The sequence below is a fragment of the Peribacillus folii genome, from assembly GCF_030271255.1.
Lineage (GTDB): Bacteria > Bacillota > Bacilli > Bacillales > DSM-1321 > Peribacillus.
The window spans coordinates 57,486-82,947 of sequence record NZ_JASJOM010000006.1; the positions used below are offsets into that span (position 1 = coordinate 57,486).

The following is a 25,462-nucleotide window of genomic DNA, read 5'->3' on the forward strand; positions in this document are numbered from 1 at the left end:
CCTTTTTCATGAATTCACCCCATACTCGATGGATACCGCATGAGCAATGCACGGGATCGTTTCCTTTTGCTGGACCGATAATGGCGACAATAATGCCCCAGTTGCAACCAGCAGGATTTTTTTATAATGACCTGAAATCATTTGATTGAGGATATGTCCATATAAAACCACTGCTGAACATCCTGCGCCGCTGCCGCCCGCTAAAACGGGCTGGTCCTTTTTAAAAATCATCAAGCCGCAATCTTTGAATTTCTCCTGATTGATTTTACATCCTTTTTGCTTTAACAAATCCATGGCGGTTTCCCTGCCTATTTGCCCTAAATCACCCGTAATGATCAAATCATAATCCTCCGGGCCGAGTCCCGTATCATTGAAATGGGCAAGGATCGTATCGACGGCAGCCGGGGCCATCGCTCCTCCCATATTGAACGGATCCTTCAGCCCCATGTCAATGACCTTGCCGATCGTGGCAGAAACGACATGGGGGTACTCACCTTGCCTGCTTCCATGCGGGGCGACCAACGCCACACCTGCCCCCGTTATCGTCCACTGTGCGGTAGGAGGCTTTTGACCCCCGTACTCAGTTGGATAGCGGAATTGCTTTTCAACAGCTGCATTGTGGCTCGAGGCACCTGTCAGTACGTAATTCGCCCCGCCATAATTGGTGATGAAGGCAGCCAGTGCAAGCCCCTCCATTGATGTCGAGCACGCCCCGAACAACCCGATATAAGGAATGCCATTTGTTCTTGCCGCAAAACTTGTCGGGGTAATCTGATTGATCAAATCACCAGCCAGGAAAAATTGCACCTGCTCCTTTTCGATTTCGCCTTTCTCCAATGCCAGCTCCACAGCCTTCTCCATCAAAAGGCGGTGGGCCTTCTCATACGAATCCTTCTCCATCCACAAATCTTTGTACAAAATATCGAAGTCGCCCGCAATTTGTCCATTGGCTTCAAACGGTCCGCCTGTTACCCCTGTTCCCAATATGACTGGCTTATTGGCAAATATCCAAGTTTGGTTACCTGTTAACATCGCTTAGCCCCCAGCCATTAAATAAATCGTTTTGATCAACGCCACCACAAAGGCTGAAAAAACACCAAATAAAATGACTGAACCAGCCAATTTGAACATATTCGAACCGACCCCTAGCACAAACCCCTCGGTCCGATGTTCGATGGCCGCTGATATGACTGCATTACCAAATCCGGTAACCGGCACGGCGCTCCCCGCCCCGGCGAACTGGCCAATACGATCGTAGAAACCGAAGCCCGTCATCAATAGTGCCAGGAATACCATGGTCGCAGTTGTTGGACTTCCGGCTGTCTGTTCCGTAAAGTTGAAAAAGTAAATGTAAAAGTAAGAAATCGCCTGTCCCACTATGCAGAAAATCCCGCCAACGATAAAAGCCTTCAAGCAATTCTTCACGATCGGCCTTTTAATTTCATGCTTTCCTTGAAGCTGTTTATACGCATCCTGCTGGGGGGTCGTTTTCTCCTTGCCGCTCATAATTCTGTACCTCCATCTCTAAATCAATTCTTTTTGAAGCTCTTCAATTTCCTTGAATTTCTTCCGTGCCTTTTTTTCCGGAACGTCCTTTTTCTTGAGGAATTCACTCAACCTTAAAGATTCCAAAAAGATTTTATAATCACTTGAAACAATGAAATTATACTTAGGGTACCTTTCTTCCAGGTGCTGCGTCACGTTCTTTTCAATCTTCTTCATATGGAAACGTTGTAAATGCTTGACCTTATAAGCGACGATAATCTTTTTTCCATTCTTCACCACGATTACGTCATAAATCGTATCTTCACCAGCAACTGTTTCCTTGACCTTTGAAATCAAGCCTTTTTCATCTTCCTCATCCATCCCATTGATAATATCCATCGGCTTGGGATTGGTACGTTTAATCAGAGCCATATTCTCCGTTTTCCCGTCTCCTTGGCTGCTGCAGGCCGCAAGCACACACAAAGCAATCACAAGAAGGATCCATTTGCGATACACATAATTTCTTTTCCTGAACAAAAGAATCACATCCTAATTAATCGTTCTATTAGTATTTTCTTATTTAATGGTTTTTTTATGAATGGTAGGATTAGGAAATTAAAAAACCTTCCCTGGACGGAAAGGTTTTTTCTACTCAATAATAGCCTTTATTTTTATTATTATTATTACAGCCACAGTCTTTCTTGATTTTAATCGGCTGATCCTTTTTCATCGGTTTGGCATAAGTCCATGGGCTCTGTTTCTTATTCAATTCATGACGCCTCCTTTACTGTTCTATAACTTACTATATGAAATAAGAGACAAGTTGTTTCCAATCAAATGTCCATAATTTTACTGATTATCACCTCAATGATCGCACCAAGCGCTGCTACTGCAAGGATCAACACCACCGCGTCCCCTATGAACCACTGTTGCAGATGCAGGAAAACCAAAAAAAGGCTCACCCAGACTCCTACGCACCAATAACAGCTAAGTAATTGCCCTCCCCAGCCTAGCAATCCCCTTTCTTTGGGCAACAAATATATTTCCACCTCTCCTTTTTCATTCTTTTCCTCAATCTCTTTAAAAAAAGGACGCCGCAGCGGCTCCGTGATTTTATCGAACACAATCAATCGAGTCAGCCTGAACGAGGCCAAACCTAATAGTACAAACAAGGTGAACTCATTTTGCGGGAGAAACATTCCCTATTCCCCCTTCACTTGGGTTGTTCGATTATTTTGGCATTGAAGATTTCGGGGAGAGCGACAAAATGAATTCGGTTGCCCCTTTTAATCTTCACCGATTCCCCCTTCATTCCCAATATGTGGAACCGAAGCGTTTCTCCATTAATTACTGCCTCACACAATGGCTTTGGAAAACCTTGATGCTGGGATAACCGTGTTACGATATCGCGGGAAGATTCTTTTTTCTCGATTTTTTTGCGCTTTTTCTTTGCGGGCGGCTTTATCATTTCCTTTTCTGCTTGTTCAGGTGGTTCCGTTTGCTCGGCTGGGGTTTGCTCAGGAACATATTGATCGGTTATTTGCCTGATGGCGGTCATTTCCGTTTCAATCTCCTTCATGACATCGTATACACCAAATTCACGTTTGACTTCTTCTATTTTTTCTTCCTTTTGCTCTTCCTGCTTATGTTTTTCTTCCTTCTGCTCAGGCTCGGCTGCTGCTTCAGGAGCTGTACTTTTTTTCGACTGGAAATCCGTTTGCATATTCCCCCTTTGATCGGATACCTTCGATGAATCGACATATAAAAGTGGTTTCGGTTCTTTATCGTCATTCCTCTCTGCCATGATGATTCCTCCTTAATATTTCAGAATATCGACTGACTGCAGCTGCTCCATATCGTATTGGACAACCTTTTTCCCGAATCTATGCCTTATATACAAATTGGATTTCTTTTTATATTCCAATTTCCCAAATAATGTTCGGCCGTTGATGATGAATTTACAAACGGGCTTGGGTGCAAAGGCTGGAAGTCGGGACAATAGCTCCACCAATTCCACTGCACTATATGACGTGCTGGTTTTTGTATGACCCTTCAAGTCATATACGGTTCGTTTCCCAACAGGAAGATCGACTTTCTTCACGTCCATATGATGCCCCTCCTCCTATTTCATTGCCCGAAATGGGCCGAAAACAGGCTTAAGCTGATATTGTCTATTTAATGGAATATTTGCTCTATGTATCATTTATATGAATATAAGCGTTTTTTATGCAGGAGATGTGGTTCGTAAAAAAAGCGATTTTAAATTTTCAATATTGACTTAATTGGACAATAAGACTAAAATTTAATTGTTATTGATTATCATTATCATTTACCTACACTTCAAAGAAAGGAAATTTAACCATTTAAACTGCTCAAAACACTTTAATTTTAAGGAGAACATCATTTTGAAAAAAATACTTTTACCAATCGTCTTCATCTTTACGCTTTTAGTCAGCGCCTGCGGCAATGCAGCCACTGAAAAAACAACGAGCGAAAAAAATAAAAAAGATACGATTACCTATCAGTCGGAAAATGGTGCGGTTGAGGTCCCCGCAAATCCAAAAAGGGTCATCGTTTTGGCATCTTATGCAGGAGATGTCTTGTCACTTGGAGTAAATTTAGTCGGTGTGGAGCCTTGGTCTAAAAAGAATCCCAGATTCGAAAAGAAATTAAAAGATGTACAATCGGTTTCAGAAGATGAATTGGAAAAAATAATCGAATTGGATCCGGACTTGATCATCGGGGCAAGCACTACCAAGAATTTGGATAAGTTGAAGGAAATTGCACCTACTGTAACATATACATATGGTAAAGTAGATTATTTAACTCAGCATTTGGAAATCGGGAAGCTGCTGAACAAGGAAAAAAAAGCACAAGCTTGGATTGATGACTATAAATCACGTGCAGCGGAAGCCGGAATGCAAATTAAGGAAAAGATCGGTGAAGATGCTACTGTTACAGTGGTGGAAAGCTATGATAAGCAGCTAGCTGTGTTTGGAGATAATTGGGGCAGGGGCACCGAGGTCCTCTATCAAGAAATGGGATTGAAAATGCCTGATAAAGTCAAGGAAATGGTTCATAAGGAAGGCTATTATTCACTTTCCTTGGAAGTACTGCCTCAATATGTTGGGGACTATTTAGTCATTAGCAAATATAGAGATCAAGATAACTCTTTCCAAAACACCGATGTTTACAAACAAATGCCTGCGGTGAAAGAAGATCATGTTTTCGAAGCTAATGGTAACGAGTTCATATTCAATGACCCGCTAACATTGGATTATCAATTGGAATTTTTCAAATCACATTTCTTGAATTAAATCGAACGCATTAGCGGGGAACTCCTCTTCCCTGCTTTTTTATGTCCTCCCTTTCTATTAGCATCTCATGTAAAATGCAAAAAGGTTCGGAATGCAACCATTCCGAACCCCTCAGGCAGTATGTCGTTGTTATCCTATAATATGATATCCAGAATCGACATGGATATTTTCACCAGTGATCCCGCGGGACATATCGCTCAATAAGAAGAGTGCCGTATCGCCGACTTCTTCTGGAGTCGTTGTACGGCGCAAAGGTGCCTCTTCCTCGATCTTCTTCAGGATGGAATTGAAATCACGCACCCCTTTGGCCGATAACGTACGTATCGGACCGGCTGAAATTGCATTCACACGAATGTTATCTTTGCCAAGATCGCTTGACAGATAACGGACACTTGCTTCAAGTGAAGCCTTTGCCACTCCCATCACGTTATAATTAGGCATGACGCGTTCACCGCCAAGGTACGTCATCGTGACGATGCTGCCGCCTTCAGGCATGAGTTCCTTCGCCGCTTTGGCTACAGCCGTTAAAGAGAATGAACTGATATTATGGGCCAGCAAGAACCCTTCACGGCTTGTGTTGACGAATTCCCCGTCAAGTTCTTCTTTATTTGCAAAAGCTACGGAGTGTGCGACACCGTGGATGATTCCCACCTTTTCCTTAATGGTCGCAAAGCACGCCTCGATAGACTCGTCCTTCGTCACATCGCATTGTAATATGATCGAAGGCTCGCCTTCCAATGTGGAAGATAGTTCGTTCACGCTTTTTTCCGTACGCTCTTTTCCATATGTGAATATCAGCTTTGCACCAGCTTTATGTAAGGAACGGGCAACGCCCCAAGCTATGCTTCTTTTATTCGCTACACCCATTATGACAAACGTTTTTCCTTCTAATGAAAAAGTCATCTTGTGACCTCCTAATTTTTAATACAAGTTATTAGTACCTGCTACTAATTACAGTATATCAAATTTTCTTTGATAAAAACACCGTTTTCTCACCGAGGCTTGCATCACTCAGGTTACAGTAAATATCCCATGAACAATGTCGCCAGTCCAAAATAGATCAGGATGCTTATAAGGTCGTTGATCGTCGTGATGAACGGACCGGAAGCTACCGCTGGGTCGATCTTCATTTTATGCATGAGAAGCGGGACGATCGAACCTGCTAGCGTTGCTACAATCAGCGTAATGAAAATTGAAATGCCCACCAATAGCCCGAGCATTAAGTCATGCTGCCAAAAATAGACGATGAAAATGATGGAAATACCGCATGTAAGGCCAATGATGAGTCCGGTTCCAGCCTCTCGGAGCACCAGCTTCCATTTGCTTTCCTGTTCCAAATCCCCTGTTGCAATCCCTCTGACCGCAACTGCCAGCGCTTGCGTTCCAGTATTGCCGGCCATACCGCCAATCAAAGGAATGAATACGGCCAAAATCGCTTTTTGGCTGAGCGTCTCTTCGAATCTGCCGATCAAGCTTGCAGTCAACAAACCTAAAAACAATAAAATCACGAGCCACGGCAGCCGTTTTTTCGCAGCGGAGAATGGACTTTTATCAACATGATCGAGATCTGATATACCTGCCAATTTAGAATAATCATCTGATGCTTCTTCATCCATAACATCAATGATGTCATCTACCGTAATGATTCCCAACAGGTGATTTTGAAAATCGACGACAGGGACGGCGAGGAAATCATAATCCCGAATTTTACGTGCCACCTCTTCCTGGTCCTCCGACACCGGTACGGATACGACCCGGTCATCCATCAAATCGCTGATCAAGGCTTCCTCATCAGCAATGATCAATGTACGGAGCGATAGCACCCCCAGCAGTCTCTTTTCTTCATCTATTACGAATACATAATAAATCGTTTCCGCTTGCGGGGCTTCCCTTTTTAAAATCTGCAATGCCGAACGGGCCGTTTCGTTCGCCTCTATGGCGATGAACTCCGTCGTCATTATGCTTCCTGCCGTGGATTCCTCATAATTGAGAAGCTCCTGGATTTCACTGGCCGCTTCATCATCCATGATCGTCAAATAGCTGACGGCCTGTTCATCATTGATCTCATTCAAAACATCTGCAGCGTCATCTGCATACATATGCGAAAGCATATCGGCTACATAGGAAGGATTCATTTCTGCAAGCAGGCTTTCGTAATCCTCTTCTTCTATTTCAATATTTTCAAAAAGGTCCGCCATTTCTTCCGGTGACAAATACCTGTAAACGACAGATCTTGATTCGTCCGATAAGCTTGTATAAAATTGAGCCTGATCATATGGATGCATGTCAAGGAACTCCGTACGGAACTGATCCAAATTCTCCGTTTCAAGAGCTTCATGCAAAAGATCATAATTCGTTTGTTTACTTTCTTTTTCCAGTTCCTTCATCTCCTCCATATCCATACACCTCCTAAAACGCAGTTTTTTATTTCTTCGTTCTTCGTTTATATTTTATTTTTTTAAATAATACTATACTAATACCATAAACATATACAAAACAAACAAAGGGTGTGACTAATGAACATCGATATCATCGGGGACATTCACGGATGTTTCCCCGAATTCAAGCAGCTTACAAAAAATATGGGCTATACTTGGGAAACCGGGATCCCGATCCATCCATCTGGCAGGATCCTTGGCTTTGTTGGGGATTTGACCGACCGCGGCCCAAATTCCCTTGAGGTGATCGAGGTAGTCCATGAATTGGTCATCAATCAAAAACTGGCAAAATATGCTCCAGGGAATCATTGCAATAAGCTGTACCGATATTTTTCAGGCAATAAAGTCCAAGTATCGCATGGATTGGAAACCACTGTAGCTGAATATGACTCACGAAGCATACGGGACCAGAAGAAAATCCGTAAAAAGTTCATGGAATTATACGAACGCTCCCCTCTGTATCAACACCTGGATGATGGCCGCTTAATCATTGCACATGCAGGCATCCGCAGGGAATATATTGGCCAAGATAGCCATAAGGTAAAAACCTTTGTCTTATACGGGGATATCAATGGCTCGAAACATCCGGACGGTTCTCCAATCAGAAAGGATTGGGCCCGATCTTATGAAGGTGATGCCTGGATCGTATATGGACATACACCAGTCCCGGATGCCAGGCAGGTAAACCGTACATACAACATTGATACCGGCTGTGTCTTCGGCGGCAAATTGACAGCCATCCGCTATCCTGAAATGGAACTTCAAGATGTCCCTTCGTCCATGCCCTACCTAGCAGAAAAATTCAGGACTTCTTTCGATTAATCAAAAAAACTCGCCGACTTGGTGAGTTTTTTGCTTCCATGGATGGTTTCATTTGTTTGTTTTCAATTCTTTCCAAAATCCCACATTGGTCTGTATGTAAAGGATCCATATTCTTACTGCCCGTTGAGCAAATCCTTCATATCTTGAGGCAGCTCTTCCTGAAACAGCATCATCTTCTTCGTGAAAGGATGCAGGAATCTCAATTCAAAGCAATGAAGGGCTTGGCGATCGATTTCCGCCCTGCTGCCTCCATATAGATCATCACCTGCAAGGGGATGTCCGATATGAGCCATATGGACCCTGATTTGGTGCGTCCTGCCCGTTTGTAGCTCCAGCTTGAGGAATGTATGGGAGCGAGTGTGTGCCAATACCTCATATAAAGTGCGGGCGTGCCTGCCATCGTCGCGGACCTCCCGCTCAATAATGCTGGTGGATTTCCTGCCGATAGGTGCGTCGATCACACTTTCAGGACCGGCAACAATTCCCTCGGCAATGGCCTGGTATCGCCGTTTCACCTGTCTCATTTTTTGCTGTTCACTCAAAAGATGATGGATATGCCGGTGCTTAGCGATCAGGACCAGTCCCGACGTATCCCTATCCAGCCTTGTAACGATATGGATCGTTGCCTGTATCCCCTTTTTTTTATAATAACCTGCCAAGCCATTGGCAAGGCTGCCGTTTGGGTGCTCCCGGGAGGGGATGGTATTCATCGATGGCGGCTTGACCACGACCAATACGAATTCATCTTCATACTTGACATCCAGAAAGATCGGCTCTGGCAAAAGCCCCCCGCTTGCCTGCTCTGGCGGAAAAATGACCGTTACGACATCCCCAGCTTCAATCCGTTCCCTGACCGTGACGCTGCTGCCATTCACCAAGATGGATCCACCTTTAAACTTAATATCCGTTAATGCCCGTTTTGAAATATCGCATTTGTTGAGAAATTCCCGTAGCAAAGAACCGGAATCCTCTTCAAAAACCGACCAAGTCAAAGAAAAGTTTTGATTTGACATGAGGTAAGTTTATCTCCTTAATTAGCAATGAATGAATCATGCACTCTCTTCCAAAAAGGAAAAGGGCGGAATCTGGCAAAGCGGATCTTTTCATCAGCGACTCGGCACTGAATCGACTTTACGTCCTCTTGAAGAAGGGTTAAATGATCGATCGTAATTTGAAAATTGACCGCATTTACAGGCCGGAACATGCATGTATGGTGCGCCGGCAGCAATAGCGGCGAACCGACCGTCCTGAACACCCTATTATTGATCGAAGCCAGTTCCGTTATCTGAATTGCATCGATGGATGGGTGAACGATGGCCCCTCCAAGAGCCTTATTATAGGCTGTGCTGCCCGAAGGCGTCGCAATGCATAGCCCATCACCGCGAAATGTTTCGAAATGCTGGCCGCGTATCTCGACATCCATGACGAGCGTTCCTTCAACGCTTTTGACTGTCGATTCATTCAAAGCCAAAAACCTGGCCTCCCGCCCCCCATGCTGATAGCGGACGATCGTTTCCAGCAAAGGATATTCCACGATTTGAAAGGGGGTTTTTGCCAACGCTATCACCAATTTCTCGATTTCATCAGGGGTCCAATCCGCATAAAAACCAAGGTGTCCGGTATGCACACCAACAAAAGCGGTTTTGTCCAGACGATTTTTATAACGGTGGAAAGCATATAATAATGTGCCGTCACCGCCGACCGAAATGACGATATCCGGCTGGTCCTCGTCATATTCCAACTGAAAGTCCTGGAGATACGTTCGCATCCTTTGCATCAAGGTATTCGATTTTGCATCTCCTTTTGACGTAATCGCAAATTTCATGTAATCCCACCTTACCAATAAATTATTCTTATTTACCCAACATGCGTTCAAGAATCTTTCTTCCGTGAAAAAAGGCGCTGTGCCTCCTGGATTTCCGTCCGAATCTGCGACATCTCCGCATCAAGCAGAAAAGCCGCTTCAGCCGCTCGTTTCAGCCGCAGCTGGATATCCTCCGGGAAAATGCCTTTATATTTATAATTTAACGAATGTTCAATCGTCGCCCAAAAGTTCATGGCCAGCGTCCTGATCTGGATTTCGGCAAGGATATTTTTTTCGCCATGGATCGTTTGGACCGGGTACCGGATGACTACATGATAAGAACGGTATCCGCTTGCCTTTTTATGAGAAATATAATTCCTTTCCTCAACGATCTCAAAATCATTGCGCCCGCGTAAAAGTCCGACCACTTGCTCAATATCATCCACGAACTGGCACATCATCCGGAGGCCGGCAATATCCTGGATCTCCGTCCCTAATTTATCAATCGGTATGCCCTTTTGACTTGCCTTGGCCAAAATGCTGACGATCGGCTTTACCCTGCCCGTAACAAACTCGATGGGGGAGTGAATATTCTCTCTCTCAAACTGTTTCCTTAATCCCTTTAGCTTTACCTTCAATTCTTCGACAGCCTGCGTATACGGCGCCAAGAAATCATCCCAACTGTCCATTGCCACACCACCTATATCTATCTAAAAAGCGCCTGTTCAACTCTGGTATGGGCAGAGCGCTCTCTCTATCCAGCGATCCTATGACACACTGCTTTAACCCCTGAATCCGATAAAGCCATTTACTTATAAAAAATATGTATGATTTCTCTTTTTATGGAATGCAATCATATGTTCAACGTTTATATTTTATCATAACCTGCAAATGATTCCTAAATATTCAAGTACTATAGCAAAAATTTATTGGCTTCGATTTGACAGCAGAACTGGTTTCTATAATGATTGATTTAAATTAAGGCTCTCAGCGCATATTTTGTTGCTGGCAAGCAAATAAAACGGTGTGGTTAATTTCCCCTGTCATGCGCGCTTTTTTGCTCCAACAATCATATATAGTTCCTGCCCTTATGAAATGAGCCTGAATTAAAGACCAGAAAGGGAGAAATACATGGACCAGCATATTGAAATCGAGTTTAAAAATCTTTTGGACAAAAGAGAATTCGTGCAGCTGATCGATCATTTCAAGATCGATGCCTCGGGTTTTACATCACAGCTTAATCATTACTTCGACACTTCCGGATTCGAATTGAAAACACGCAGTTCCGCTCTCCGGATTCGCGCGAAAAATGAACGCTTTGAATTGACCTTGAAACAGCCCGCTTCAGAGGGGTTATTGGAAACGAACCAAGCCATCACCGACGAAGAGGCGACTGCATTTTTGAAGCATGGCACTTTTCCGAAAGGAGTGATTTTACGGCTTCTCACCGAAGAGGGATTCGATACGGATGCCTTTACTTGCTTCGGGACGCTGGAGACGAACAGATTTGAATTTTCTTACAAGGAGGGATTGCTTGTCTTGGATCATAGTTCTTATCTCGATCAAGAGGATTATGAGCTTGAATATGAAGTCACGGACGCAAAGGCAGGGAAAAATATTTTTCTTAGCCTGCTTGAATCCCTTCACATTCCTGAAAGAAAAACCGAAAATAAAGTTAAGCGGTTTTATCGTGCCAAATTCAAGGATTAATCCTGCATGAACCAATTTCGGAGGTGGAAAGTTTGAAAATCCAGGATTTCAAAACATTTATGCAATTGCAGGCCATCCAGCAATTTACAAATAGAAACAATGCAAACACGGCTTCATCGCAAGCAATTTTTCAGGACATGCTCTCAGAGTTGGTTTCGGGAGATTCGCTGGACGGCTCGTCGCAAAAATTGGGCTCCTTATTATCGACTGTGGAAACGGAGGCGAACGCCATCCTCCAATCAAGGAACGCGTCAACGATGGCTTCGAGCCCACCTATCTCCCCTGCCCCGGCTGAACGTAAGGAGAGTGGAACGGGAACGAATTACGATGAAATCATCAGTCAGGCAGCCACACTATATAAGCTGCCGGAAAAGCTGATTAAGTCTGTCATTAAGCAGGAGTCGAACTTTGATCCTAAAGCGGTCAGCTATGCGGGCGCGGCAGGTCTTATGCAATTAATGCCAGCAACGGCCAGGAGCCTTGGAGTGAATGATCCCACAGATCCGGAGCAGAACATCATGGGCGGCAGTAAATATTTAAGCCAGATGATGGACAGATATGGCGGAAATATCGAACTCGCCCTCGCGGCTTATAATGCAGGACCGGGCAACGTGGACAAATATAATGGCATTCCGCCATTCAAAGAAACAAAGAATTATGTTCAAAGCGTTTACGGAACATTTTTAAGTTAATGATAACTGACCCTTATATAATCGGGTCAGTTTTTTCATGTTCAATTTCTCCTGCAACGACGTTTCCCAGATCCGGCTTTCCCCCTTCTTCGGCTGTGTCATACTACAGATGTAAAATTTTCTTCAAGCTATATATTTGTTATATCATGACGTCATTGATAAAATATGAATACATATCAACCATTTTTCTTTTAAAAGGAGTAATCAACATGATGCAAGGGAACCCTACACCATATGAATTAATTGGAGAAGGGCAATTACACAGGTTAATTGATGTGTTTTACTCCAACGTTAGCCAGCATCCTGATCTGAAGCCGATTTTCCCTGACGATTTATCGGAAACGGTCCGTAAACAAAAACAATTCATGACTCAATATTTGGGCGGTCCGTCTTTATATACAGAAGAACATGGCCATCCCATGTTGCGGGCACGGCATATACCTTTTGAAATTACACCAGAACGTGCAAAGGCATGGTTATCATGCATGTACCATGCCATGGACGAAGTGGGACTTGATGGTGAACTTAGGGAATTTTTCTATCACCGCCTCTATTTGACGGCACAGCATATGATCAATACATCCGGTATGGACGGGAAAGGAGAAGGCAGTTGAGCGCACATAAACCAGTTTTCAATATTTCCGATTGGATTAAAACACAGCATTGCTATGATATAGGAAAAAAGCCAATTGAAATTTATGTTTTTGTTGATCCGCTATGTCCCGAATGTTGGGGCTTAGAACCAATTATTAGAAAATTACAGATAGAATATGGTCAGTTATTCAGTTTACGCCATGTTTTAAGCGGTAAAATTGATTCTCTTAATATGGGGAAAAATAAAAATTATGAAAACCTTGCTCAAGTTTGGGAAAAGACAGCCAGCCGATCGGGAATGTCCTGTGACGGAAGCCTCTGGTCCGAAAACCCAATCTCTTCTCCATATACGGCTTCCATTGCAATAAAAGCAGCTGAATTGCAGGGCCGAAAATTGGCCATCCGCTTTTTAAGGCAGCTCCAGGAATATGTATTCATCGGGAAAAAGGATATTTCCCATATCGATGTGCTGACGGAGTGCGCCGAGACCGTTGGTTTGGATGTCGAGGAATTTTTATACGACATCAATTCTTCAAGTGCAGCAAAGGGCTTTCAATGCGATATGAAAATTACGAATGAAATGGAAGTGACGGAAATACCCTCACTTGTCTTCTTCAATCAAAATATCGAGGAAGAAGGAATTAAGGTTGCGGGTGTCTATTCTTACGAGGTATATGTTCAAATTCTGGAAGATATGCTGAATGGCCTTCCCGCACCTGCCAAACCACCCTCTCTTGAAGATTTCTTAAGCTGCTTCAAACTGGTAGCGACCAAGGAAATCGAAACGGTTTATAATATGAACAAAACTAACGTTGAACTGGAAATGAAGAAGCTTGTATTAAAACAGCTGGCCGAGAAAATCCCAGCTAAATATGGGACCTTTTGGAGATATACAAAAAAGCAGTCATGAGTATGACTGCTTTTTTTTTCATAAAAAGGGGAAAGCCATGCAATTAAACGATTGCATGGCTTCCATATAAGAAATAAGGGGATGGGAGAAATTTTTCACGATCAAACAAAGGGGTATAAGTTTGTATGTGATTCACTTCACAATAATAACTATAACAGATAATCCATTCATGTTTCAACTCTTTGTGTAACATTTCACAATTTGTTCACAAAATAATCTTGTCCCTTACAACACCATAATCGACCGTTCTTTTAGTTCCATTCTCCTTCTCGTACGTAAAAGACAAGATTTGTGAAAACAATCACATATTTATGTACATGGATAATTTCATTTACAAGCGTGAAGGATTATTTAAGCAAGGAAAAGAAAAACCCTGACAAATCGCAAACTATTTGTCAGGGTTTTTCCTATTTATACGAACAAAGGGGATGGGAGAAATTTCACGACTTTCAAACAAAGGGGTATAAGTTTGGGATGTGAAAACTTCTATATCTGTACTATAGCAGATTGTGCACGATAATTGCAAGAACTTTGTGCGATGTTTCACATTTTTGTCATATTCTTAGAATACTGCCTATACCACGACATAAAATCTATTAAGAAGCAGAAGGACTTGTTTCTGCATTAGGACGGAGGTGCCAAATTGAAAGGCGTGATTTTATTGATCCTCTTGATAGGTTCCCTTTTTATCCAGTTACTCGGAATCATGGACCTTATTCCCCTTTATTTCTCTTCCCCCATTTTATTTTTCGTTTTTTTTATCATCCTGCACAGCAGGAACCAGAGGAATCGGTTTAAAGGGTTATAACCGCCATCCCCTTAAAAAAAAGGACCCGGAGCTTTCCGGGTCCCTTCTCTATCCTATTTACTCAATAGCTCTTCCAATTCATTTAACTTCTCCTCGAATACATTCATGGCTTCTTGGACTGGCTCGGCCTTTGTCATATCGACTCCAGCCTTTTTGAGTACTTCGATTGGGTAATCGGAACTTCCCGATTTCAAGAATTCCAAGTATCTTTTGACGGCAGGTTCGCCTTCTTCAAGGATTTGCTTGCTTAGGGCTGTTGCCGCGCTGATTCCGGTCGCATATTGATAAACATAATAATTATAGTAGAAGTGAGGGATCCGTGCCCATTCCAGGCCGATTTCCTCATCGATTGTCACGTTCTCGCCAAAGTATTTCTTGTTTAGCTCATAATATTCCTTAGTGAGCATATCGGCTGTCAGCGCTTCCCCATCCTGCGCTTTTAAGTGGATGGAATGTTCAAACTCGGCAAACATCGTTTGACGGAACAATGTTCCGCGAAAGCCTTCCAGATAATGATTTAATAAATAAATACGTTTCTTTTCATCATCGATTGTATTTAGTAAATAATCATTCAATAGGTTTTCATTACAAGTCGAGGCAACCTCGGCTACAAATATCGAGTAGTCGCCATAAGGATATGGCTGGCATTTACGTGTATAGTAACTGTGGACGGAGTGACCAAACTCGTGAACGAGCGTGAATAGATTATTTACATTATTTTGCCAATTCATCAAAATATATGGATTTGTGCCGTATGTACCGGAGGAATAGGCGCCGCTTCGTTTCCCCTTATTCTCATGCACATCGACCCAACGGTTTTCAAATCCTTCTTTCAACACATTTGAATAGTCCTCTCCAAGTGGCGCAAGACCCTTTAGGACATAATCCTTTGCCTCCTCATATGTTACTTCCATCTTCACTTCTTTCACGAGCGGAGTGAACAGGTCATACATGTGAAGTTCATCCAAAGCCAGCACCCTTTTACGCAATTCAAGGTAGCGATGCAGCAAAGGCAAGTTGTCATTGACCGTTTTGACGAGATTATCGTACACGGTCTCGGGAATGTTATTGCTGCTCAAAGCTGCATGTCTTGCTGAATCATATTTCCTTACCGTCGCATTGAAATTATGTTTCTTGACCTCTCCAGACAATGTGGAAGCAAAGGTATTGCGAAACTCTCCATACTTGCTGTATACCCCTTTGAACGCTTCCTCACGTACACGGCGGTCCTCACTTTCAAGAAAACGGATATAGCGGCCGTGCGTGATTTCTACATCATTACCATCTTCATCCTTAATGGTCGGGAATTTCAGATCGGCATTGTTAAGCATGCCGAACGTGTTGCCTGATGCATCCAGCACCTCTGAAGCCTGTGCCAATAATGCTTCCTGCTCTGCCGTAAGGATATGCGGCCTCTGCAGGTTGATTTCCTCTAATGAATGTTTATAAAGTTTCAATTCCTCTTTTTCTTCCAAAAAGCCGGACACTTTACTTTCATCGATACTCAATAGTTCCGGAACCAAATAGGAAAATGCCGCTGCTGCCTGAGCATATAATGCTTTCGCCCGATCTTCCATTCCTTGGTAAAAAGGATTGGTTGTATCTTGATCATTGCGCATATGTGAATAAGAATACACTTTGCTTAGGTTTTCGAAAACCTCATCTTGAAGTTGCAGTGCTGCAAATAATTTTTCTGCACTATCACCTAGTGTCCCTTTGTGTGCATCCGCTTTTTTGAGATCCTCTTTCACTGCTTTGAAGGCAGCTTCCCAATCTTCCTCGGTAGCGAAGATATCTTCCAGTCTCCAAGTATCTTCAGCAGCTATTTCGTCCCTTGCCGGTAAAGTATTCACTTTCGTTTCCTGTACCATATAAAAATCCCTCTCCATTCTATAGAAAACTTGCCATTCAACCTAGCGAATTAAATTAAATCACGCACTTCAATCTACCAGGGCCATCATGTCAAATAAAACCCCAGTCTTATTACTATTTCTCCATTAACAAAAATAATCCTGCCCTTTCTCCTTAAAACAAGGCCAAAAGAGTTTCACTGTTCATTAAACTGGATATTCCCTTTTTCGATCGTCAACTTATGCTCATGGTAAAATTTTCTTTCGAGCATCAGATTTTCTTCTCCGGAGAAGGGAACGGACATATGTTTTTCCATGGTGAATTCCCCTTCTGCCAGCTCAGAGATATAGCCCATCTTCTCCAATAGTCGAAGATATTGCAGTAATGGATAATCCAATGGCCTTTCCTGTAGCAATGGCAACGCCCTATATTTTATTTGGCCATTTTTTGCACGCTTCCGGAAATGACGGGTAACATCCTTCAAGTAAACCCTTTCCCCAAGTTTTTTCTTTCCAAACACGTCCATGTAAAGCCAAGCCTGCCATTCAATCGAAGCGGTCTTAATCAACAACATACCCTTAACGGGGATCCCCAATTCAACTGGAATGGTTGCAGCTGCCATACGATGTAAATAGAGCGCTTCAAAAAAAGGATCGCCTCTACGCGCCGTTTTCACTACATGCTGGCACCAGCTCTTTCGTTTGTATCTCCAAGCAGGGAGAAAAGGGAAACTGGAGCATTTTCGCGGTAATAATTTATGGGGGGGGAGGAATTTCAGAGAAGCGGTCGTCATTTCGGCAAAGACGGTTCTGGGGGAAAAAGGTGTGAGGTTCTTCAATACGGATAATTGGTTGGATTCCGGACAGAACATCCATAGGAAGGGGTGACGGCAGCTGCCGGTGACAAAGAGCCATTGAAAATCGGATAACAGGAATTCATGCTTATTCTTCCTTTTCAAGCGTTTTGCAGCAAGAATCCAAATCGTCCTGATGCCCATGCTTCGATAAGCTTTCGTTCTTTCAATGAATTCACCCTCAGAAATGGTCGAGCATTGAAATTCGACAGCATAGCGGTCATCTCCGATCGTTGCCAAGATATCGGGCCTTTTCTTGATTTCAGGAAGGTAAGCTTCCAGTTCGACTTGATAATCATGGGCCAAAAACCACTGATACAGTTTTCTTTTTCCACTTAAATGATAGGCGGATTCCGGTTCAGAGGAAGCACGGCATGAATGATTATTCTTATGGGCGAAATGGGGAATCCTGACTCTTCCAGCTTTTATCGACATTTCCGTCCTGCAGCTTGGGCAGTAATATTTCCCTGACCTTCTCAATCGCAGCAGCAAAGCAGCTGGCAGCTTTTCAGGGAGGGTTATCCATGTGCCATCTTTTTTTATCGCAGTAAGCATAAATCACCTCCTCCTTGATAACATTCGCCTGCAGCGCCAGCAATCCCTTTCGATTTGCAAAAAAAAATGCCTCTTCGGCATATAATGATTGATTTACTCTTTAAAGAAGCGGTGATAGTAACCGGCAGGTGGATTCAAGGACCTTCAACCAAATGTTCCGCTTGGAAAATGCAGCAATCTCCACCTCTTGAGAAACCTTTAAGTCTTCCACAAAATCATTCACAAGCTGTTGGGTGCTTTTTGTTCCATAAAGAAAGGCATTGACCTCGAAATTCAAATGAAAGCTTCTCATATCCATATTGGTTGTCCCTATCGAGGCTAACTGACCATCAACAATGATGATTTTGCTATGCATGAAGCCCTCGTTATATTGGAATATGCGAACACCCGAAGCAAGCATTTCGGGAAAATAGGTTCTCGAAGCATGGTATACAATCCGTTTGTCAGGGTTCTTGGGCACGAGCAGTCTGACATCCAGACCGCTTAACGCGGCCACCTTCAGTGCCTGAAGGATATCATCATCAGGTACGAAATATGGAGAAGCAATCCAGACAGACTTTTCTGCCGAAGTGATCATCTTGAAAAAAATGCTCTTAATGACCGTCCACTCACTGTCCGGACCTCCGGCAATCAACTGGACTCCTCCATGAGCATCATGCTGCGGCATATCAGTCATAAGATATTCGTCCGTTAAAAAGCTTTGATCGGTGCTGTAATACCAATCCTGCAAAAAAATGAGCTGTAACGTCCTGACAGCTTCTCCTTTTACGATAAGATGTGTATCACGCCAATAACCGAATTTTGAATCATGGCCCAAATATTCATCTCCAATATTGATACCTCCCACAAATCCCACAGAACCATCGATTACAATGATTTTTCGGTGGTTACGAAAATTGAAGGTATTGTTTAAAAAAGGAAGCTTCAAAGGACCAAAAGCGGCCATTTCTACTCCAGCCTGCTTCAGGTCATCGATATAGGAACGAGCCAGCTTCCAGGAACCGACTGCATCATAGAGAAAACGGATCTTCACCCCTTCACTCGCCTTCTCCATCAAGAGATTCTTTAACGCGCAGCCAATGCGGTCATCCCTAACGATATAATATTCCAAGTGGATATGATGTCTCGCCTTTTTTAATTGTTCGATGATATTGAAAAAGGTTTCTTGGCCATTCCTTAGTATCCGCGATTCAGTCGAAAAAGAAATCGGACTATTCCCCAGCCTGTTTGCAAGGGTAATTAATTGTTTTGAACTTTCCCCCATTTCTTTTAATCGTTCGTGATGTTCCGCCTCACCGCTTATTCTCACGAATGATTGCTTATCCAAAAAATACTTCTTGCGAAATATCCTTTCTTTTCTGTAATTACGGCCGAACAAAAAGTAAAAAATGCAGCCGATCAACGGGAAAGCTCCAAAAACTACAAGCCATGTAATCGTTTGGACGGGATTCCTATTTTCAAGGAAGATGACAAATCCGATTATCGTCAAGAATGTAGTAAGAATGAGGCTTGAATAAAAAACAAATCCGCCCTTGGCTTCATTTATAAGGAAAAACCAAATGCCGATTAACAAGAGAAAAAGCAGGCTGACGCCGACTATATTCTTCACATAAGCTACCTCCATTTAATTAACACAGGCACAAGGTCGAAAAGGCCGATTTCTACTGAAATCGGCCCCAACATTTATGCGAAATATTTATCGACCGTTGAGAATACATCATTTTCAATGACTATTTTCCCGTACTCTTCAAGCATGTGCACCGTTATTGGTGACTCCTGGCTGTATTCCAATAAAAGGCTAAGAACATTATCAATTTCTTCCTCGTCGATTTCAGACTCGGAGAACTCGATATAAAGGTAATATTTATTTTGATATACATAAAGTTTCGTTGTCCAGTCATCCAAGCCATGACGCTTGCTTAAAGATATGACATCTTCAAAATCTTCGAAAGTTGTAATGAACTCGATCATACCGTCTTCGAATGTCATGCCGCTTTCTTCATCCTTACCATGAAAATGTTGATCAAGAAGCGTATCCATCTTATCCGATACATTCAAATCCTTTAACTTATCATCTGAAAGAGGCAGCTCGAGTTTCTGACCATCCTTGGCAAGCTGGGCTTTTGTGACCAATACCTCCAAGCCTTTTTCAAGGGCTTGAACCTGAATCCATAAAGGTCCTTCAATCATGAATTCTTCTTCTTGATGCACTTCATCCATCATTTCCCAAAAAAGTTCCTCACTTCTCTCACGGCTGTACCAAATTTCTTCGCGATCGAAGCCTCTTTCCTCAATATCTATATAGGAAATATAAAATTTAACTGTATCGTCATTAATGCGTTCGATTTCCATGATTCCCCTCTCCCTTCCTTTCTCATTTTGAAGGGATAATAACCCCCAAGCGAAAATTGCCCTTAAAGCTCTTTACCCGTAAGTGAATACTGTAAATCATGTTAGTCAGTGGAACAGACTATTTTACATCATTTTATGACAAAACCTTGAAGAAGGGAAATAAAAAACATTACTTATCTAAAAAACAATTGTTTGCCTAATATTCCATTCATTCTATATAAAAATTCATCTGCATGCAAATTTCACCGTGCGCCCTGTCAATTTCCCCGCACCATCTTAATGAGGTGCCCCACGTTCATCCTTTAGCTTGAAATGAAGTCTGAATATAGGATATGCCCGGAAACACCAAACATCCACTCTTGGCAAAGAATCGATAAATGTACCCGATATTATAGAAAAAAAGCGATTAAATATGTGTTATGTATAAAGAAAAAGCCCTGCACAATTCCTGGCAGAGCTTGAAAAACCTTTTATTAATTAACCATGCGTTGCGCTTCACGCAGCTGGAACGTACGAACCTTACGCGGTAAAAAGCGTCTTATCTCATCTTCGTTGTAACCAACTTGAAGCCTTTTTTCATCAAGGATAATCGGGCGTCTAAGCAATCCGGGATTTTCCTTGATCAATTTATATAATTCTTGAAGAGGCAAGCTCTCCAAATTCACATTTAACTTTTGGAAAGTTTTAGACCGTGTTGAAATGATTTCGTCAGTGCCATCTTCAGTCATTCGAAGTATTTCCTTTATCTCATCAATCGTTAACGGTTCTGAAAAGATATTTCTTTCTTTATATCCAATCTCATGTTCCTCTAACCATGCTTTTGCTTTCCTGCATGAAGTACAACTAGGTGATGTATATAATGTTACCATGTTTACTCACACTCCCTAAATATAGAATCGGTGATCTATGAGGGGAAATCTACTATTAGTATTCATAAGTACCACTCTAATTTGAAATAATTTTAAATAAGTATTTCTTAAACCATATTATACACTAATTTATTTAAAATGAATACCCTTTTTGATATTTGAGAAAATCCTTTTAAACTTCTTGTTTTACCTGTACTATAGCTTTTTCTAAATTTTATGTAATACATTATCAATCAAAATTCCTAATTGAAAATACCTGGCTGTCATTCTCATTTAACTCTCAATTCGTCCCTCATGATTCCTTTGATTTGCACGTTACTTTTATTTACCCCCTTTCACTTTCACTAAACAAAAGCTTTAAATATATTTTCTTTAATGTTAACCGAATTCCTGCCTTCACCTAAAAAACGCTTCTTTTAGCATATGCCATCAAAAAAGTTAAATAAAGGAAACTAAAAGTCCCATTAGGCAAGCAAATTACACCTTCTGCTCATTTATTTCGTCGTTCAAGCTGTTTTTTATCCTCTCACTTATTTTATTCGAGCGGCGCTTTTTTTTGACAAACAAAAGGGCCGGCGATGGGCCGGCCCTTTTGCTTCAAACATCCATCTGTTTAAAAATATCCGTTTCCTGGTTCGCATCCAAACTCAGGACGTCATCGACATCTTGATAGGACTTACCGTAAAGATCGTCATCTTTGTAGGTATGGATTTCCGAGTAAATTTCTTTCATGAAATCGAAAACGTCTTCCTCTCCAACAGAGGGAGCTGACGGCCAATATAGGATTTCCATCGGGGTCTTCTCCTTGGTGGCAAGCGATTTCCTGCTGTAGGTGATCGAAGAAGCGTGCTTGAAGCCTTCCCTTTTATAAAACCGCAGCCTTTTTAAGGAATCGTCATCATTTTCTTGGATAGGCTCTACTTCCAATAAGATCGTTTTTTGTTTCTTTTGCAGTTTTTGAATCAATTTCCTTCCCAGTCCCTGCCCCCGTGAATTCTTGGATACAAATAAATAATCGATGAATATAAACTCTTTTCCTTCAACATATAATAAAACATGGTCAGGCCCTTCATCTTTTATATATATTTCTTTCTTATCCTCCAATAGGACGTCTATATGCTCTTTGGACTTCATTTCTTCAATCGGGAAATATTGATTAAGCTTTTCATACCAATTCATGATACCATCTCCTTTTCACAGTTTTTCACTTTCCATACTCTCTTTTATCCACTACAATAGAACCAACAGTAACTTGAAAATATTAGGAGGGGTTTATAATGATCAGTTACTTTATGGACTTCATTCTGGTCGCCGCTTGCGTAATAGGCATTACAGCCGTGAATGGCGTTGTGACGAACGCCATCGGCGAAAAATGGTTTGGCGGGAAACGTCACTCTCATATTTTCGATCAATCGAAACGAATTCAGTCAGGGTGGAATAAAGTTGGCGGGAATAAAAAGCAGTAATTCAGAGAGAAAAAGGATGACCGAAATGATTATTTTCCCTTTCGGTCATCCTTTTTTTCACGGGGTATAGTCGACTCCCTTAGTATAGCGGTTCGCTGCATTCCACAATAGGTATTCATTAATTCCATTGTCGTTTAACGCTTTTATTTGGGCTTCCACCTGTTTTTTGCCATACTTTTGATAATTCCCCTCTCCTAAATACGAAGCGGTGAAATCTTGCAGCCATGGCCTGGAAGTCGGTGGGGTTTTTAATTCCTCCAGCTTACCTTTCTCCAGTTTCGCATATTCCTTAACGAGATCATAAGGCTCCAAATCAGGTTTATCGATGCCAAAATAAGAGGTCCAATGACTTGGATAGATCATTGAGGAAATGACATCGACATTCTCAGAGATTTTCGTGAAGTTTTGGCCAATACCAGGTGCTTCAGGCAAAGTGGCCGTATAACCGAAAATATCCACCGATACCTTCACTCCATAAGGCTCCAGGCGCTCCTTCGCATACCTTACGAAATCGGTCACTGCCTGGACACGTTTTTTTGTATGACTCACTTTGGCTTCATCATATTCACCCATATCATATTTTAAATCGTCTTCTTTATTCTCGAACCCTTCAGGGAAGCGGACATAGTCGAATTGGATTTCCTTAAAGCCCATTTTTGCCGCTTCAATGGCTATGCCGACATTATAATCCCATACCTCTTTTAAGAAGGGATTGACAAAGGCTTCCCCCCGGCCGTTCTTCCAGACCTCTTCACCATCTTGAAAGGACCATTCGGGCTTTTCTTTGGCCAGAAGGGAATCCTTGAATACAACAACCCTTGCAATCGGATAGATTTTTTTATCCTCGAATTTCTTCAGCATTGCCTTTGGATTTTTTATGTAGTCCTTACCAATTCCTGCATATGGAGAATCGGAATCTTTGGCCTTATACGTAATGTTACCCCAGTCATCCTTAATATCGACAACCATCGCATTCAAATCGGTCTCATCCACATAATTGATCAATTCATTCAATTTATTGCCGCCCGCTGCGGGCCCCGTTACATATATACCGCGTACTGCATCGGGATAATCGAATTTCAAACCCGAATCAAAAACAAAACGCGGTGCATTCACAGGCAGTTCCTTTGTTTCCAATGCCACCTGCCTCGTTTCATTCATGCTTTGTGCATGAACGGGCTGCTGAACCAGGAAAACGCAAACTCCTGTCATCAACCATTTACTCATTGATTTCATATCCTCCACCTCACTCGCCATCAGTCATCAATTTGTTACAAAAACGGAAATCCCCTTTCTTTAATACCACAATGAATCAACATTACTCCTATATATTAAAAAAGTTAATAAAACCTGCCATACAAAACTTATCATGAAATACGTTCTCTTGTCTGTAGCCTTCCCTAAAAACATCCGGGCATCGTGAAAAATCGAAAACGGTTTGATTTTCCTTTATTTCTGCATTTTATCAAGAAAACGATATATGAGAAGAATGAAGGACATTAAAATCATATGGCGAAAAGCTTCTTGCCGATTGGATTATACATTTAATATGAATAAATGCTAAAATACAGGTATAGTGGACATTTCGTATTCTCTGAAATAGCATCGATACAGGCCAAATGGCCCTCCACGAGATTTAAATGAACGTTTACCTCCGTAGACGGGCATTTCTTTCAAAGAAAAGTGGATTCATTTTCTATTTATCCTTACAATAATGAAGAGCGAATTTCCATTTATCAATAAACGCAATTAGAGGAGTGACTAGCAGTTGAAAAGGATTTTCTCCGGCATACAGCCATCAGGTTCAGTAACGTTAGGTAACTACATCGGAGCCATGAAACAATTCGTGAAATTACAAAATGAGTATGAGTGTTTCTTTTGTATAGTTGACCAACATGCCATAACCGTACCGCAAGATCGCCTTAAATTAAGGCAAAACATTAAAACCTTAGCTGCCCTATACTTGGCCATTGGCCTCGATCCTGAAAAGAATACGATCTTCATTCAATCAGAGGTGCCGGCGCATGCCCAGGCAGGCTGGATTTTACAAAGCATTTCCTATATCGGCGAACTGGAGAGAATGACACAATTTAAAGATAAATCCTCTGGTAAGGAAGGGGTATCGGCTGCACTGCTTACATACCCGCCGCTGATGGCTGCCGACATTCTCCTTTATGGTACCGACGTTGTTCCTGTCGGAGAGGATCAAAGACAGCATCTTGAATTGACAAGGGATTTGGCTGAAAGGTTCAACAAAAAGCACAACGACATTTTCAAAATCCCTGAAATTAGCCTTCCTACAGAAGGGGCGCGAATCATGTCGCTTCAAGAGCCAACAAAGAAAATGAGCAAATCCGATACCAATAAAAAGGCGACGATCGCCTTATTGGATGATCCGAAACAAATTGAAAAAAATATCAAGAGCGCAGTGACCGACTCTGAAGGCATTGTCCGCTATGATAAAGAAAACAAGGCAGGGGTTTCCAACCTGATGTCCATCTACTCCATCTTCAGCGGGAAAAACTATGCAGAGATCGAAGAGATGTACGAAGGGAAAGGGTATGGCGACTTCAAAAGCGATTTAGCTGAAGTGGTTCTCGCTGAGATCCTTCCTATCCAAGAACGCTTTAATGAATTGATCGATTCACCTGAATTGGATGAAATCCTGGATCGCGGTGCAGAAAAAGCAAATAAGGAAGCCAATAAAATGATCAGGAAAATGTATAACGGCATGGGACTTGGCAGAAAAAGATAAAATAAAACGACGATCTTCATCGGATCGTCACGTTTTGCAGACAAAAGGGTTCGGGAATGATATCATTCCCGAACCCTTTTTGATGAAAGCGATGGAAAATGCCAATCCCCTCTCCAAGGAGAAGATGGAACGTCCGGCCAGCCTGGAAAAATGACTTGGTGCCTGCAGAATCGAAACATGG

General features: G+C 42.2%; 27 protein-coding genes. 9 read left to right on the plus strand and 18 right to left on the minus strand.

Translation table 11 applies throughout. The features are described 5' to 3' along the window. Positions 1-6: 6 nt before the first annotated feature. The 6 genes from spoVAD to QNI08_RS11405 all read right to left on the minus strand — a co-directional run bounded on the left by spoVAD (position 7) and on the right by QNI08_RS11405 (position 3,592). Positions 7-1,032, minus strand: coding sequence for a stage V sporulation protein AD (gene spoVAD / locus QNI08_RS11380; protein WP_285767557.1), 1,026 nt, complete (start codon positions 1,030-1,032; stop codon positions 7-9). A gap of 3 nt (positions 1,033-1,035) precedes the next feature. Beyond that, positions 1,036-1,506 (minus strand): stage V sporulation protein AC, encoded by a 471-nt coding sequence (gene spoVAC, locus QNI08_RS11385; protein WP_285767558.1) that lies wholly within the window; start codon positions 1,504-1,506, stop codon positions 1,036-1,038. An 18-nt stretch (positions 1,507-1,524) separates the two neighbouring features. Next, positions 1,525-2,022, minus strand: a complete 498-nt coding sequence (locus tag QNI08_RS11390) for a YhcN/YlaJ family sporulation lipoprotein (protein ID WP_285767559.1) — start codon at positions 2,020-2,022, stop codon at positions 1,525-1,527. Between the two features lie 296 nt (positions 2,023-2,318). After that, entirely contained in the window at positions 2,319-2,684 is a 366-nt protein-coding gene (locus QNI08_RS11395; protein ID WP_285767560.1) for a DUF1360 domain-containing protein, read from the minus strand. 14 nt (positions 2,685-2,698) lie between these two features. Next, on the minus strand, positions 2,699-3,289 hold the full coding sequence (locus QNI08_RS11400; RefSeq protein WP_285767561.1) for a hypothetical protein: 591 nt from the start codon (positions 3,287-3,289) through the stop codon (positions 2,699-2,701). Between the two features lie 12 nt (positions 3,290-3,301). Beyond that, positions 3,302-3,592 carry a hypothetical protein gene (locus QNI08_RS11405; protein ID WP_285767562.1) on the minus strand — a complete coding sequence of 97 codons (291 nt, stop codon included), beginning with the start codon at positions 3,590-3,592 and terminating at the stop codon, positions 3,302-3,304. 298 nt (positions 3,593-3,890) lie between these two features. On the opposite strand from QNI08_RS11405, the gene QNI08_RS11410 reads away from it, so the two are divergent. Next, positions 3,891-4,802: an iron-hydroxamate ABC transporter substrate-binding protein gene (locus tag QNI08_RS11410; protein WP_285767563.1), complete on the plus strand. Its 912-nt coding sequence runs from the start codon at positions 3,891-3,893 to the stop codon at positions 4,800-4,802. A 129-nt stretch (positions 4,803-4,931) separates the two neighbouring features. Here QNI08_RS11410 and fabI read toward each other — a convergent pair whose 3' ends face one another. Together fabI and mgtE are read right to left on the minus strand one after the other, a co-directional pair. Continuing rightward, a complete protein-coding gene (fabI, locus tag QNI08_RS11415) occupies positions 4,932-5,705 on the minus strand; it encodes an enoyl-ACP reductase FabI (protein WP_285767564.1) in 774 nt (257 codons plus the stop codon). 113 nt (positions 5,706-5,818) lie between these two features. Further along, on the minus strand, positions 5,819-7,198 hold the full coding sequence (gene mgtE / locus QNI08_RS11420) for a magnesium transporter (RefSeq protein WP_285767565.1): 1,380 nt from the start codon (positions 7,196-7,198) through the stop codon (positions 5,819-5,821). A 120-nt stretch (positions 7,199-7,318) separates the two neighbouring features. On the opposite strand from mgtE, the gene prpE reads away from it, so the two are divergent. Beyond that, positions 7,319-8,062, plus strand: coding sequence for a bis(5'-nucleosyl)-tetraphosphatase PrpE (prpE, locus tag QNI08_RS11425; protein WP_285767566.1), 744 nt, complete (start codon positions 7,319-7,321; stop codon positions 8,060-8,062). Between the two features lie 113 nt (positions 8,063-8,175). Here prpE and QNI08_RS11430 read toward each other — a convergent pair whose 3' ends face one another. Genes QNI08_RS11430 through yjbM form a run of 3 tightly spaced genes read right to left on the minus strand, consistent with a single transcriptional unit; the run spans position 8,176 to position 10,555 of the window. Continuing rightward, positions 8,176-9,075 (minus strand): RluA family pseudouridine synthase, encoded by a 900-nt coding sequence (locus tag QNI08_RS11430; protein ID WP_285767567.1) that lies wholly within the window; start codon positions 9,073-9,075, stop codon positions 8,176-8,178. 17 nt (positions 9,076-9,092) lie between these two features. Then, positions 9,093-9,887 (minus strand): NAD kinase, encoded by a 795-nt coding sequence (locus QNI08_RS11435; RefSeq protein ID WP_064466570.1) that lies wholly within the window; start codon positions 9,885-9,887, stop codon positions 9,093-9,095. A 47-nt stretch (positions 9,888-9,934) separates the two neighbouring features. After that, a complete protein-coding gene (gene yjbM, locus QNI08_RS11440; RefSeq protein ID WP_285767568.1) occupies positions 9,935-10,555 on the minus strand; it encodes a GTP diphosphokinase in 621 nt (206 codons plus the stop codon). Between the two features lie 442 nt (positions 10,556-10,997). Here yjbM and QNI08_RS11445 point away from each other — a divergent pair, with 442 nt between their 5' ends. The 4 genes from QNI08_RS11445 to QNI08_RS11460 all read left to right on the plus strand — a co-directional run bounded on the left by QNI08_RS11445 (position 10,998) and on the right by QNI08_RS11460 (position 13,772). Further along, the gene (locus QNI08_RS11445; protein ID WP_285767569.1) at positions 10,998-11,576 is read left to right on the plus strand and encodes a CYTH domain-containing protein; all 579 of its coding nucleotides are present in this window, start codon (positions 10,998-11,000) and stop codon (positions 11,574-11,576) included. 23 nt (positions 11,577-11,599) lie between these two features. Further along, the gene (locus QNI08_RS11450; protein ID WP_483313773.1) at positions 11,600-12,268 is read left to right on the plus strand and encodes a lytic transglycosylase domain-containing protein; all 669 of its coding nucleotides are present in this window, start codon (positions 11,600-11,602) and stop codon (positions 12,266-12,268) included. 209 nt (positions 12,269-12,477) lie between these two features. Further along, positions 12,478-12,882: a globin domain-containing protein gene (locus QNI08_RS11455; protein ID WP_285767571.1), complete on the plus strand. Its 405-nt coding sequence runs from the start codon at positions 12,478-12,480 to the stop codon at positions 12,880-12,882. Then, positions 12,879-13,772 (plus strand): ClpXP adapter SpxH family protein, encoded by an 894-nt coding sequence (locus QNI08_RS11460; RefSeq protein WP_483313774.1) that lies wholly within the window; start codon positions 12,879-12,881, stop codon positions 13,770-13,772. The genes QNI08_RS11455 and QNI08_RS11460 overlap by 4 nt, the downstream gene beginning before the upstream one ends. Positions 13,773-14,633: 861 nt before the next feature. Here the strand turns inward: QNI08_RS11460 and pepF are convergent. From pepF to QNI08_RS11490, 6 genes are all read right to left on the minus strand, one after another. Continuing rightward, positions 14,634-16,451, minus strand: a complete 1,818-nt coding sequence (gene pepF / locus QNI08_RS11465; RefSeq protein ID WP_285767572.1) for an oligoendopeptidase F — start codon at positions 16,449-16,451, stop codon at positions 14,634-14,636. 176 nt (positions 16,452-16,627) lie between these two features. Next, positions 16,628-17,839, minus strand: coding sequence for a competence protein CoiA (locus QNI08_RS11470; protein WP_285767573.1), 1,212 nt, complete (start codon positions 17,837-17,839; stop codon positions 16,628-16,630). 100 nt (positions 17,840-17,939) lie between these two features. Further along, a complete protein-coding gene (cls, locus tag QNI08_RS11475; protein WP_285767574.1) occupies positions 17,940-19,448 on the minus strand; it encodes a cardiolipin synthase in 1,509 nt (502 codons plus the stop codon). 74 nt (positions 19,449-19,522) lie between these two features. After that, on the minus strand, positions 19,523-20,191 hold the full coding sequence (gene mecA, locus QNI08_RS11480) for an adaptor protein MecA (protein WP_285767575.1): 669 nt from the start codon (positions 20,189-20,191) through the stop codon (positions 19,523-19,525). A gap of 473 nt (positions 20,192-20,664) precedes the next feature. Then, positions 20,665-21,060, minus strand: a complete 396-nt coding sequence (spxA, locus tag QNI08_RS11485) for a transcriptional regulator SpxA (RefSeq protein WP_034314502.1) — start codon at positions 21,058-21,060, stop codon at positions 20,665-20,667. A gap of 597 nt (positions 21,061-21,657) precedes the next feature. Further along, positions 21,658-22,239 carry a GNAT family N-acetyltransferase gene (locus tag QNI08_RS11490; RefSeq protein ID WP_285767576.1) on the minus strand — a complete coding sequence of 194 codons (582 nt, stop codon included), beginning with the start codon at positions 22,237-22,239 and terminating at the stop codon, positions 21,658-21,660. A gap of 98 nt (positions 22,240-22,337) precedes the next feature. On the opposite strand from QNI08_RS11490, the gene QNI08_RS11495 reads away from it, so the two are divergent. After that, the gene (locus QNI08_RS11495; RefSeq protein ID WP_285767577.1) at positions 22,338-22,526 is read left to right on the plus strand and encodes a hypothetical protein; all 189 of its coding nucleotides are present in this window, start codon (positions 22,338-22,340) and stop codon (positions 22,524-22,526) included. A gap of 57 nt (positions 22,527-22,583) precedes the next feature. Here QNI08_RS11495 and QNI08_RS11500 read toward each other — a convergent pair whose 3' ends face one another. Continuing rightward, a complete protein-coding gene (locus tag QNI08_RS11500) occupies positions 22,584-23,753 on the minus strand; it encodes a putative glycoside hydrolase (protein ID WP_285767578.1) in 1,170 nt (389 codons plus the stop codon). A gap of 541 nt (positions 23,754-24,294) precedes the next feature. Here QNI08_RS11500 and trpS point away from each other — a divergent pair. Both trpS and QNI08_RS11510 read left to right on the plus strand, forming a co-directional pair. Continuing rightward, a complete protein-coding gene (trpS, locus tag QNI08_RS11505) occupies positions 24,295-25,281 on the plus strand; it encodes a tryptophan--tRNA ligase (protein ID WP_285767579.1) in 987 nt (328 codons plus the stop codon). Further along, entirely contained in the window at positions 25,265-25,435 is a 171-nt protein-coding gene (locus QNI08_RS11510; RefSeq protein WP_285767580.1) for a hypothetical protein, read from the plus strand. Before trpS ends, QNI08_RS11510 begins: the two co-directional genes overlap by 17 nt. Positions 25,436-25,462: the final 27 nt, after the last annotated feature.

Excerpts from the sequence above, each read along its gene's own strand:
- spxA (WP_034314502.1), bottom strand. The coding sequence starts at position 21,060 with ATGGTAACATTATATACATCACCTAGTTGTACTTCATGCAGGAAAGCA.
- prpE (WP_285767566.1), top strand. The coding sequence starts at position 7,319 with ATGAACATCGATATCATCGGGGACATTCACGGATGTTTCCCCGAATTC.
- fabI (WP_285767564.1), bottom strand. The coding sequence starts at position 5,705 with ATGACTTTTTCATTAGAAGGAAAAACGTTTGTCATAATGGGTGTAGCG.
- spoVAD (WP_285767557.1), bottom strand. The coding sequence starts at position 1,032 with ATGTTAACAGGTAACCAAACTTGGATATTTGCCAATAAGCCAGTCATA.
- QNI08_RS11455 (WP_285767571.1), top strand. The coding sequence starts at position 12,478 with ATGATGCAAGGGAACCCTACACCATATGAATTAATTGGAGAAGGGCAA.
- QNI08_RS11400 (WP_285767561.1), bottom strand. The coding sequence starts at position 3,289 with ATGGCAGAGAGGAATGACGATAAAGAACCGAAACCACTTTTATATGTC.
- QNI08_RS11405 (WP_285767562.1), bottom strand. The coding sequence starts at position 3,592 with ATGGACGTGAAGAAAGTCGATCTTCCTGTTGGGAAACGAACCGTATAT.
- QNI08_RS11445 (WP_285767569.1), top strand. The coding sequence starts at position 10,998 with ATGGACCAGCATATTGAAATCGAGTTTAAAAATCTTTTGGACAAAAGA.
- pepF (WP_285767572.1), bottom strand. The coding sequence starts at position 16,451 with ATGGTACAGGAAACGAAAGTGAATACTTTACCGGCAAGGGACGAAATA.
- QNI08_RS11435 (WP_064466570.1), bottom strand. The coding sequence starts at position 9,887 with ATGAAATTTGCGATTACGTCAAAAGGAGATGCAAAATCGAATACCTTG.
- QNI08_RS11500 (WP_285767578.1), bottom strand. The coding sequence starts at position 23,753 with ATGAGTAAATGGTTGATGACAGGAGTTTGCGTTTTCCTGGTTCAGCAG.
- QNI08_RS11395 (WP_285767560.1), bottom strand. The coding sequence starts at position 2,684 with ATGTTTCTCCCGCAAAATGAGTTCACCTTGTTTGTACTATTAGGTTTG.
- yjbM (WP_285767568.1), bottom strand. The coding sequence starts at position 10,555 with ATGGACAGTTGGGATGATTTCTTGGCGCCGTATACGCAGGCTGTCGAA.
- QNI08_RS11470 (WP_285767573.1), bottom strand. The coding sequence starts at position 17,839 with ATGCTTACTGCGATAAAAAAAGATGGCACATGGATAACCCTCCCTGAA.
- QNI08_RS11495 (WP_285767577.1), top strand. The coding sequence starts at position 22,338 with ATGATCAGTTACTTTATGGACTTCATTCTGGTCGCCGCTTGCGTAATA.
- mgtE (WP_285767565.1), bottom strand. The coding sequence starts at position 7,198 with ATGGAGGAGATGAAGGAACTGGAAAAAGAAAGTAAACAAACGAATTAT.
- spoVAC (WP_285767558.1), bottom strand. The coding sequence starts at position 1,506 with ATGAGCGGCAAGGAGAAAACGACCCCCCAGCAGGATGCGTATAAACAG.
- QNI08_RS11490 (WP_285767576.1), bottom strand. The coding sequence starts at position 22,239 with ATGAATTGGTATGAAAAGCTTAATCAATATTTCCCGATTGAAGAAATG.
- mecA (WP_285767575.1), bottom strand. The coding sequence starts at position 20,191 with ATGGAAATCGAACGCATTAATGACGATACAGTTAAATTTTATATTTCC.
- QNI08_RS11430 (WP_285767567.1), bottom strand. The coding sequence starts at position 9,075 with ATGTCAAATCAAAACTTTTCTTTGACTTGGTCGGTTTTTGAAGAGGAT.